General features: G+C 72.8%; 10 protein-coding genes. 4 read left to right on the top strand and 6 right to left on the bottom strand.

Translation table 11 applies throughout. The features are described 5' to 3' along the window. Positions 1-191: 191 nt before the first annotated feature. Positions 192-791: a MarR family transcriptional regulator gene (locus H3C53_12615; GenBank protein ID MBW7917508.1), complete on the bottom strand. Its 600-nt coding sequence runs from the start codon at positions 789-791 to the stop codon at positions 192-194. A 64-nt stretch (positions 792-855) separates the two neighbouring features. On the opposite strand from H3C53_12615, the gene H3C53_12610 reads away from it, so the two are divergent. From H3C53_12610 to H3C53_12595, 4 genes are all read left to right on the top strand, one after another. Next, positions 856-3,057: an MMPL family transporter gene (locus H3C53_12610; GenBank protein ID MBW7917507.1), complete on the top strand. Its 2,202-nt coding sequence runs from the start codon at positions 856-858 to the stop codon at positions 3,055-3,057. Positions 3,058-3,161: 104 nt separating this feature from the next. Further along, positions 3,162-3,413 (top strand): SelT/SelW/SelH family protein, encoded by a 252-nt coding sequence (locus tag H3C53_12605; GenBank protein ID MBW7917506.1) that lies wholly within the window; start codon positions 3,162-3,164, stop codon positions 3,411-3,413. A 23-nt stretch (positions 3,414-3,436) separates the two neighbouring features. Beyond that, positions 3,437-4,384: a phosphoglycerate dehydrogenase gene (locus tag H3C53_12600; protein MBW7917505.1), complete on the top strand. Its 948-nt coding sequence runs from the start codon at positions 3,437-3,439 to the stop codon at positions 4,382-4,384. Positions 4,385-4,613: 229 nt separating this feature from the next. Then, the gene (locus tag H3C53_12595; protein ID MBW7917504.1) at positions 4,614-5,597 is read left to right on the top strand and encodes a COX15/CtaA family protein; all 984 of its coding nucleotides are present in this window, start codon (positions 4,614-4,616) and stop codon (positions 5,595-5,597) included. 24 nt (positions 5,598-5,621) lie between these two features. On the opposite strand, the gene H3C53_12590 is transcribed toward H3C53_12595, so the two are convergent. From H3C53_12590 to H3C53_12570, 5 genes are all read right to left on the bottom strand, one after another. Further along, a complete protein-coding gene (locus H3C53_12590) occupies positions 5,622-6,851 on the bottom strand; it encodes an ABC transporter permease (GenBank protein ID MBW7917503.1) in 1,230 nt (409 codons plus the stop codon). Continuing rightward, complete coding sequence (locus H3C53_12585) at positions 6,848-7,624, bottom strand: sugar ABC transporter ATP-binding protein (GenBank protein ID MBW7917502.1); 777 nt, start codon at positions 7,622-7,624, stop codon at positions 6,848-6,850. Before H3C53_12585 ends, H3C53_12590 begins: the two co-directional genes overlap by 4 nt. Before the next feature lie 9 nt (positions 7,625-7,633). Then, a complete protein-coding gene (locus H3C53_12580; GenBank protein ID MBW7917501.1) occupies positions 7,634-8,794 on the bottom strand; it encodes a substrate-binding domain-containing protein in 1,161 nt (386 codons plus the stop codon). Between the two features lie 292 nt (positions 8,795-9,086). Then, positions 9,087-9,566, bottom strand: coding sequence for a GNAT family N-acetyltransferase (locus H3C53_12575; GenBank protein ID MBW7917500.1), 480 nt, complete (start codon positions 9,564-9,566; stop codon positions 9,087-9,089). Then, positions 9,563-10,528, bottom strand: a 966-nt coding sequence (locus tag H3C53_12570; protein ID MBW7917499.1) for an alanine racemase, incomplete at its 5' end; no start/stop codon positions are given. The genes H3C53_12575 and H3C53_12570, both read right to left, overlap by 4 nt.

The following is a 10,528-nucleotide window of genomic DNA, read 5'->3' as shown; positions in this document are numbered from 1 at the left end:
GGGGTTAGCCAGGTGAGTCGAGGCTTCATTTGCGGTCCTTCCCTGAGCGGGTTTGGCCGGGCCGCAGGTCGCCGACCCGGCGAGCGGGTGCGCCGCCCGGCGCCGGGTGACCCTGCGGCCGCGAGGGGTTCGCGGGGCGGGTCACGCCCTAGAGGCTAGCGCGGCCCGCTGCGCGCGCGTTGGTGAGAAGCTCACTCGGTCTTCGGCGGCGGCGCGCCCGTCCCCGCCGTGAGCTCGGTGGTCATGTCGTCGAGGAAGCGCGTCACGACCTCGCGTTCGGCGGGGCTGAGCCTGACGGCGGCGTAGAAGCGGCGCGCCTGGTGGCGCCCCACGGTGGCGATGGCCGCTTCCTTGGTGGCGGGCGTGACGGCGATGACCAGGGCGCGGCGGTCGCTCGGGTGGGGGTGGCGCTTCACGTGGCCGCGGCGCTCGAGTCGGTCGAGGAGCTTGGTGGTGGCGGCCGTCGAGATGCCGAGGTGCGCGGCGATGGCGCCCGCGGTGGCTTGGGTGCCCCGGTTGTCGCAGACGATCAGGAAGTGGATGGCGCGCATGTCGGTCTCGTTGAGCCGGAGGTGGGCGAGGGCGGCGTCGGCGAGGCTGCGTTCGGCGGCCCGCAGGCGCGCGAGGGCGGCCATGAGGGCGTCGATCTGCCGGAGCGCCTCGGCGTCGACGGTCGAGCGGTCCACCAGCGTGGCGAGCGGGTCGTTCGACTCGACACCGAAGATGTCTGCGGCACCCGCGCCGGGCGCGGCAGGTGGTGCGTCGTGACCGGGCTCGTGGTCGCCGTGCATGTCACTATCTTACACCGGGCGAGCAGAGTGCTAAGCTACCTGCTAGCTTGGTTAGGAGAAGGTCATGAACGGAACCCGGCGACCCGACGACGACGAGACGATAACAGCGCGCGCCCGAAGCGGACCCGCACGCCTCACGCGCGCCCTCATCGCGGCGCTCCTCGTGGTGGCGTGGCTGGTGGGGGCCGGGATAGGCGGGCCCTACTTCGGTCGGGTTGGCGAGGTCTCGTCCAACGACGCCACAGCGTACCTGCCGAGCTCCGCCGACGCCACCAAGGTCAACGACCTGTTGCCGGCCTTCAGGAGCGCCGCCGGGCTCCCCGCCGTCCTGGTGTTCGTGGCCGACGACGGCCTGAGCCAGGAGCAGCTGGCCGAGCTGAACGCGCAGGTGGCCGAGCTCCCTGCCACGGCCGGCGTCGTCGGCGCCGTCTCGCCCGTCATCCCGTCGCGCGACGGCCGGGCGGCGCAGGCCTTCGTCCCGCTCGACTCCGGCACTGGCGCCGCCGCCACGGCGCGCGCCATCGGCGACACCCTCCGCGCCGGGGCGCCCGCGGGCGTGAAGGTATACGTCACGGGTCCGGCCGGCTTCATCGCCGACCTCGTGGCAGGCTTCTCGGGCATCGACCGGCTCCTGCTCCTGGTCGCGCTCGCCGCCGTCTTCCTCATCCTCCTGGGCGTCTACCGCTCCCTGCTACTGCCCGTGGCCGTACTGGCCACCAGCCTGTCGGCCCTGACCCTGGCGCTCCTCACCGTCTGGTGGCTCGCCAAGGCGGGCGTGCTCCTCCTCAGCGGCCAGACCCAGGGCATCCTGTTCATCCTGGTCATCGGCGCCGCCACCGACTACTCGCTCCTCTACGTGTCGCGCTACCGCGAGGAGCTGCGCGTCACCACCGACCGCTGGACCGCCACGCGCCGCGCGCTGCGCGGGACCTTCGAACCGATCGTCGCCTCCGGCAGTACCGTCATCGCCGGGCTCCTCTGCCTGCTCCTGAGCGACCTCAAGTCGAACAGCTCACTTGGCCCGGTCGCCTCCGTCGGCATCGTCTTCGCCATGCTGGCGGCCCTCACGCTGCTCCCCTCCCTGCTCTACGCCTTCGGACGCGCGGCCTTCTGGCCGCACCGACCGCGCTTCGAACCCGAGGTGGTCGCCGCCGAGCACGGCATGCACGCCACCGGCTTCTGGGCCTGGTTGGCGCGGCTGGTGCAGCGCCGCCCGCGCACGCTGTGGCTAGCCATCCTCGCGCTCCTCGTCGCCGGCGCGGCGGCCGTCACGCAGCTCGAGGCCGCCGGCGTGCCCCAATCCGACCTGGTGTTGGGCCCGTCGGAGGCGCGGGCCGGGCAGGCGGCGCTCGGCGAGCACTTCCCCGGCGGCTCGGGCAGCCCGCTTTACGTGGTCGTGGACGAGGACGCCTGGCCCGCCGCCGCCGCCATGCTGCTGACCCATGACGGGGTGGCCGGCGTGATGATCGCCTCGGCCGACTCGCCGAGGGGCGCCGCGACCGTGACCGACGCCGGCATCGCCGCGTTCGGGCCGCCGGGAACGCCGGCGCCAAGGCCGACCGTTCACGAGGGGGCGGTCCTCCTGCAGGCCACGCTCACCGAGGCGGCGGACTCGTCGGCGGCCGAGGGCACCGTACGCGACATCAGGCGCCGCCTCGCCGCGATCGCGCCCGGAGCGCTGGTTGGCGGGGTGACCGCCACCGCCATCGACACGAACGACGCCAGCCTCCACGACCGCAACCTCATCATCCCGGTGGTGCTCGCGGTCATCCTCGTCATCCTCATGCTGCTCCTACGCTCCGTGCTGGCGCCGGTCCTGCTCGTGGCGACCACCGTCCTGTCTTTCGGCACGGCCTTGGGCGTGGCCGCGCTCGCCTTCGACGGGATCTTCCGCTTCCCCGGCGCCGACCCGGCCGTGCCCCTCTACGGCTTCGTCTTCCTGGTGGCGCTCGGCATCGACTACAACATCTTCCTGATGACGCGCGTGCGGGAGGAGGCGCTCGCCCACGGCACCCGCGACGGCATCCTGCGCGGGCTCTCCATCACGGGCGGCGTCATCACCTCGGCCGGCCTGGTCCTGGCGGCCACCTTCGCCGCCCTCTCCGTGATACCCGTGCTCTTCCTCGTCCAGATCGCCTTCATCGTGGCGTTCGGGGTGCTTCTCGACACCTTCGTCGTGCGGACGCTGCTCGTGCCGGCGCTCACCTACGACCTCGGCAAGGTCATCTGGTGGCCGTCGCGCCTGGTGCGCGACCCGCGACCGTGAGGCCGTGGCGGCGCCCGCGGGCCCGCGCGTGACGCCCCGCGCTACCGCCGGCGCGCGCTTCGCCAACTATGCTTGAAGGACTACTCGGGAGGACCTAGCTGACGATGTCGAAGCCCACCGTGCAGATCCAGTACTGCGTCCCCTGCGGCCACCTGCCGCGCGCCCTCGACGTGCAGAGGGCCATCCTCGAGCGGTTCGGCCAGTCGCTCGGCGGGGTCACCCTCCGACCCGGCGGCCACGGCATCTTCACCATCGACGTGAACGACGAGCGCGTCTACACGAAACCAGACGAGTTCGACCTCGACACCCTACTGACGAGCATCGGGCAGCGGGTCGAGACCGCCGCGCCCGCCTGACCGGGAGGCACGCCACGAAGGTCCTGTTCCCCACCAACGCCACCTTCGACTTCGGCCGCAGGCAGGCGGGCGTCAGCTACGTGCCGTACGACCCGCTCCGGCCGGTGCCGTCCGAGCACGCCGACGCCGACGTGCTCGTGGCGTGGCTGAACCCGCCGGCGCTACTCCAACGCTCGGCGCGGGAGCTCACGCGCCTTCGGCTCGTGCAGGGGTTGATGGCCGGCGCCAACACGTTGGTGGCCGCCGGCTTCCCGGCGGGCGTCCCCATCGCCAACGGGCGCGGGCTGCACGACCAGCCCGTCGCGGAGCACACCGTCGCGCTCCTGCTCGGCGCCGCGCGCCGGCTCCACCTCATGCGTGACGCGCAGAACGACCGTCGTTGGCCCGCCGAGCTCGGGGGAGCGCAGCCGGACCGGGACCCCGACGTCTTCACCACCCTCCACGGCTCCAACGTCACCATCTGGGGCTTCGGCAGCATCGCGGCCAGGCTGGCGCCCATGCTCACGGCCCTTGGCGCGCGTGTGACGGGCGTGGCGACCCGCGCCGGCCGGCGCGACGGCTTCGAGGTGGTGGCCGCCGACCGCGTCGACGACCTGCTGCCCACCACCGACGCGCTCGTAATGATCCTCCCCGCCTCGGCCGCCACGGCCGGCGCGCTCGACGCGCGGCGCCTGGCGCTCCTGCCGCGCCACGCCTGGGTGGTCAACGTTGGTCGCGGCGCCAGCGTGAACGAGGTCGACCTGGTGGCGGCCCTGGAGAGCGGCAGCATCGGGGGCGCCGCGCTGGACGTGTTCGCCACGGAGCCGCTCCCGGCCTCCTCGCCGCTATGGCCCCTACGCAACGTCATCATCTCGCCGCACGCGGCGGGCGGACGCCCCCTGGGGGCCGACGCGTTCGTGCGCGAGAACGTGCGGCGCCTCGTGCAGGGCGAACCGCTCCTCAACGTCATCGACCGTGCCAAGGGGTACTGAGGACCCCTACGTCCGCCGCTTGCCGCCGCGGCGGTACTCTACCGCCGCGGCGGTAGAGTGCTCCACGGTGAACAGGGTGGGCGTAACAGGTTCGGTCGCGCCGGCGCGCGCGGCCTCGGCCTCGCGGGGGGCGGCGCTCCTCGCGCCCGCCCTCGGCGCGGCGCTGCCGGTGGCGCGCCGCCGCCGGCTCACCCTGTGGTTGCTCGCGGGCGCCGCCCTCACCTTCGCCATGCTGGTGGTGGGCGGCATCACGCGCCTCACGCAGTCGGGGCTATCCATCGTCGAGTGGGCCCCGCTGATGGGCGTGGTGCCCCCCGTCGGCGAGGCGCAGTGGCAGGAGGCGTTCGACGCCTACAAGCGCTACCCCGAGTACCAGCAGCTGCGCCCGACCATGACGCTCGCCGAGTACCGCTTCATCTACTACTGGGAGTACGCCCACCGCCTCCTCGCCCGCGCCATCGGTGTCGTCTTCCTCGTGCCGTTCCTGGCGTTCCTCGCGCGCGGCTACCTGCGGGGGCCGCTGCTCAGGCGCCTGCTCCTCCTGTTCGGCCTGGGGGCCCTGCAGGGGTTGATGGGGTGGCTCATGGTCGCGAGCGGTCTCGTCGACCGTCCGTCCGTGGCTCATGAACGGCTGGCCGCGCACCTGCTGCTGGCGTTCACGATCTTCGCCGTCTGCCTGTGGACGGCCGCCGACCTGTGGCCCACCCCCGCCCCCGACGAGGGCGCCCGGCGCCGGCTGAGGCGCCTCCACGCCGGGCTGGTGACGTTCGGGGCGCTGCTCGTGCTCCAGGTCACGTACGGCGCCTTCGTGGCGGGCCTCGACGCCGGGCGCGCCTTCAACACCTGGCCGCTCATGGCGGGCGGCTGGTGGCCGCCGGCCGCCTGGCGCCTCGACCCGCCCCTGCGCAACCTGCTCGACAACATCGCCACGGTCCAGTGGATACACCGGACCGTGCCGCTACTGCTGCTCCTCGTCGCCGCCCTGCTGGTCGCGGGCGCCTGGCGCCCGGCCGCGCGCGCCGGGGGGCCGCACCGCGCCTGGAGCGTGGCGCTCCTGGCCGGCGTGCTCGTCCAGGCCACGCTGGGGATCCTGACGCTCGTCACGTTCGTCCCGCTGTGGCTCGCCGCCCTGCACCAAGCGGTCGCGCTCCTGCTGTTCGGCGTCTGGCTCGCGTGGTTGCACGTTGCCACGCGGGCCCGCCTCGCAGTCTGAGGGCGCCCTCTACGGCGCGGACGCTCAGGCCCTGGCGGTGGAGCCGCGCTGCCTGATGATCACGTCGACCATGATCGACGCGAGCAGCACCACGGCCGTGGCGATCAGCTGGATGGCGGCACTGAAGCCGAGCAGCGCCATGCCGTTGACGATGGCCGCGATCACGACGCCACCCAGCACGGCGTGCAGGGGGTGGCCGCGCCCGCCGAACAGGCTGGTGCCGCCGATGACGGCGGTCGCCACCACGTACAAGACGATGGTGCCGCCGTCGAAGCTCGTCGAGATGGAGCGGAGCCGCGACGCGTAGACGATGCCGCCCACGCCGGCGGTCACGCCCGCCAGCGAGAACGCGACGGTGCGCACCCACGGCAGCGAGATGCCGGCGCGGCGGGCCGCCTCGGCGTTCCCGCCGATGGCGTACACGTAGCGCCCGAAGCGCGTGCGCGTGAGGACCACCGACCAGAGCACGAGGACGGCGAACACGAGGGGCAACACGTACGGCATGCCGCGCAGCGTGTACACGCCCACGCCGCGGTTGACGTTCGTCAGGAGCGTGACGAGCGCGGCGGCGACGGCCACGCCCACCACCTTCAGAAGGGTGGTGCTCAGCCGCGGCGCCGCCAGGCCGCTGGCGCGCCGGCGCCCGTCGGACCGGAACGTCAGGTAGGCGTAGGCGCCCACGATCACGACCGCCAGCACCCACCCAGCGAGCGGCGACATGGTGCCGTTGGCGATGGCGTTGATGGTGGCGTCCGGGATGGGGATGGTTCCGCCCGTGCCCAGCAGGATGATCATCACGCCCTGCCAGCCGAGGAGGCCGGCGAGCGTGACGACGAACGACGGTAGCCGCAGCCGCGTGATCAGCGTGCCCTGCAGGAAGCCGATGGCGGCCGTCACGACGAGTGCCGCCGCGATCGCCGCGTACCACGGCCAGCCCGTGCGGACCTGCACGAGCTCGGTGACGACCACGCCCCCTATGCCTGCCACGTAGCCGAGCGACAGGTCGATCTCGCCGAGCAGGAGCACGAACACCTCACCCATGCCGATGATCATGAACACCGACGCCTGCACCAGTAGGTTGACGAGGTTGCCCGTCGACAGGAAGTGACCGTTGAGCGACTGGAAGATGACCGCGATGACGATGACGCCGATGACGACCGGCATCACCCCGCCGGCGCCGCCGCCCTGAACGCGCTTGACGCTGGCGCCTGCGGCCTCGCTCTCCTGAGTCGTGGCGGCCGCCGCGTCGGTCACGCCGCCACCCCGGTGGTCATCTGCTCCACGACGGTCTGGACGTCGGTGGCGGTCGTCGGCCCCTCGCTTACCACGCGCCCGAGGCGCATGACGGCGATCCTGTCGGCCACCGCGAAGACGTCCGTGAGGTTGTGCGAGATGATGATGACCCCCAACCCCCTCTCGGCCAGGCGCCGCACCAGCTCGAGCACCTGGTGGGTCTGGGCGACGCCCAGGGCGGCCGTGGGCTCGTCGAGGATGACGAGCTTGGAGTTCCACATGACGGCCTTGGCGACGGCGACGGACTGGCGCTGCCCGCCCGACATGGCCGCCACCGGCAGCCGAACCGACTGCACGGTGGTGACGCGCAGGTCGGCCAGCGTGCTCATGGCCGCCGACTCCATGGCGTCCTCCACCAGGAGCCCGCGCTTGGTGACCTCGCGGCCGAGGAACATGTTCTGCACCACGTCGAGGTTGTCGCAGAGGGCCAGGTCCTGGTACACGACCTCTATGCCGAGCGCCGACGAGTCGCGCGGCGAGCGGAGCCGGACGGGCCGCCCCTCCCAGTGGAGCTGGCCCTTGTCGGGCAGGTACGTCCCGGCGACGACCTTGACGGTGACGGACTTGCCGGCCCCGTTGTCGCCCACGAGGGCCGTGACCTGGCCGGCCGGCGCCGTCAGGTCGACGCCGCGGAGGGCGTGGACCGCGCCGAAGCTCTTGACCACGCCCTCCAGGCGCAAGAGCGGCTCGGCAGCCGCGTCTCGCGCCGGTTGCCGAGCCTGCTCGTCACTCACGCCGCGAACCTACTGCCCTATGCCCGCGGCCTTGCACTCGTCCGTGAAGCCGGCACACAGGTCGGCGGCCTTCTGGAAGCCGTCCTTGACGACCGTGTCCGCCATGTTCGCCGGCGTGACCCAGATGGGGGTCAGGAGGACCGACGGCACGTCGGTGCCTGCGTCACTGTCCTTGGTGGTGCCGTTCACGAGGCCCGCCGGCGGCGTGACGCCCGCCCGCAGGAAGATGGCGAGGGCCGCCGCCGCCTGCGCCTCGAGGTTGATGGGCTTGTAGACGGTGCCGCACTGGTAGCCCGCGAGGACGTTCTGCAGCCCCTGCAGGGTGGCGTCCTGACCGGTCGTCGGGAAGGTGTTGGCGGGCACGCCGAGCGTCTTCAGGTAGGCGATGACGGCGTTGGCGTTGTCGTCGTTGGGCGTCACCACCGCGTTGATGTTGCTGTGTGCCGTGTACTGGCCCTCGAAGGTGGTGCGCGCCTGGCTCGGGTCCCACGTGCCGGCCGGCTCGCCGACCTTCGTGTAGGTCTTGGCGTCGAACAGCGGGTCGAGGACGGAGTGGTAACCCTGCGAGAAGAGCGTGGCGTTGTTGTCGGTGGGAGCGCCGTTCATGATCAGCACCTGCGGGTCGGCCACCTTCCACGCCTTGACGCACTCGACGAAGCCTTGACCGATCAGCCTGCCGACCTGCACGTTGTCGAAGCTCACGTAGTAGGCGCGCGAGCCGCCGAGCGTCAGGCGGTCGTAGTCGATGACGGGCACGCCGTGGTCCTTGGCGTACGCCTCGATGGAGGCGCCCACGCCCGACGAGATCGGGTCCATGAGGAGCACCGTGGCGCCCTGCGTGATGGCGGCCTGCGCCTGCGTCAGCTCGGTCGCCTCGCTGCCCTGGGCGTTCGTGATGATCACGTCGGAGGCGGGCACGCCCGCCGCCTCGAAGGCCTGCTTGAGGAACGGCTCGTCGAACGCCGTGTAGCGCGCCGAGGTGGTGGTCTCGGGCAGGAGCACCCCGATCTTGCCCTTGCCCTGCTTGGCGAGGTCGGTCAGGAGCCTCATGGCCGAGAAGTCGCTCGTGAACGAGTCGACCGTGATGGTGGACGCGTCCTGCGCGAAGGCGGCGCCGCCCGCCAACAGCAGCACCGCCGCCAGGCGGAGCGCCCTCGTTATCGGCTTCACGCTTGCGCGCATGTTCGCCGGCTCTCTCCCTGATGGACTGGCGTCCTCGGAAGCCCGGCCGGTGCTGCTCAGGCCCGTCACGTGCTGCGGCGGCCGCGGCGAGCGGCCGGGGTCTGGCGTGGCGGCGCCGGTGGCGCCCCATCCGGGCGGCGCCCGCGGTCATCAGGGCGACCGCAGGCGCACCCCGAAGCACGGCAAGGGTAGACCCGCCCGCGGGCCGAAGGGTGGCCAGCCGTCACAGAACGCTGTCGGTGGGGTTCTGCGCCGTCGGGTCGTGGGGCCCGGCGCGGGATCAGGCCGCGTCGTCTCCGCCGGGCGGCATGTCGTACGTCACCCAGGCGGTGCGCTTGCCGACCCGGTCGTAGAGGGCGCGAGCGCGGTAGTTGTCGTCGGCCGTGATCCAGCGCACCACCGACCAGCCGCGGCGACGGCCCTCGGCGGCGAGCGCCGCCAGCAGCGCCGCGGCGGCGCCGCCGCCCCGCGCCGCCGGCGCGACGAACAGGTCGTCGAGGTAGCCGCCGCGCGAGGCGTCGAGCGGCCGCGCGAACTCGCGGAAGTGGGCGAGCCCGACCGGCGCGCCACCCGCGTCGACGGCGAGGAAGCACTCGACCTCCGAGCCGGGGTCGGTGATCCAACCCCAGACGCGGTCACGCATGGCGGCCGTCTGCTCCTTGCGGTAGAAGGCGGCGTAACCGGCGTAGAGCTCGTCCCAGCCCGCCCGGTGCTCGGGGCCGGGGCGCACCACGGCGACCGGCCTCGCGGCCGCGCTCACCGGGTCTTCCCGCGCGCCGCGACCGGCAGCACGGCCGCGAGGCGACCGCCGCGGTAGGCGTACACCTCGTCGTGGAGGTTGGAGACGGGGCAGACGTGGTTGGGGACCACCCTGAGGCGCTCGCCGATGGCCGGTGCCTTGGCGCAGGCCGAGAAGTCGACGGCGCCATGCTCCTCCGACAGCTCCCGGATGACCGCCTCCGGGTACTCGAGGATCAGTCCGTAGCCGCCCCCGGCGCCGTGGCGGAACAGGTCGCTCGTGAGCGTCTTCGAGCCGGCGTCGATCACGCCGCGGTGCGGGGTGGGCTTGCTGACGAGCGTCGCGTGCACGTGCAGCGCGCAGTCGTCGAGGGTGGCGCTGCCGGCGGCCACGCTGTTCCGGTCGTTGTAGACGTAGGTGCCGGCGCGGTGCTCGGTGACGACGCCCGCCTCGTGCGTGCGCCATAGCCCCGGCGTGCCGCCCACGGACACCACCTGGAGTTCGAGGCCCGCCTCCGTCAGGAGCGCGCGGGCGCGCTCGACGAAGGCCGGCACCTGGTCGGAGTTCGGGTAGGTGAGGAGCCCGAGGAAGGCGAGCTCCGGGCGGGCCGCCGCGGCGCGCGCCAACCGCACGGCCTCCTCCGGCGTCACCACGCCCTGGCGCAGCTTGCCCGACTCGAACTCGACCAGCACGCCCATGCTCCGCTCTGCCAGGCGCGCCGCCGCGGCCACCGCCGCCAGCGCCACCTCGTTGTCGACCGCCACGCGCAGCCGCGCCAGGCGCGCGACCTGCGCCAGGCGCCTGACCTTGTCCTCGCCCATCACGTCGTAGGTGATCAGGATGTCGTCGATGCCGGCGGCGGCCATGACCTCGGCCTCGCCCACGCTCTGCACCGTTATCCCGCGCGCGCCCGCGTCCAACTGCCAGCGGGCGATCAGGGGGAGCTTGTGCGTCTTGATGTGCGGGCGGTTGGCGATGCCGTG

The sequence above is a fragment of the Trueperaceae bacterium genome (assembly GCA_019454765.1).
GTDB lineage: Bacteria > Deinococcota > Deinococci > Deinococcales > Trueperaceae > JAAYYF01.
The sequence above is the reverse complement of the archived record's forward strand: the minus strand, read 5'-3'. Positions and strand labels throughout refer to the sequence as shown.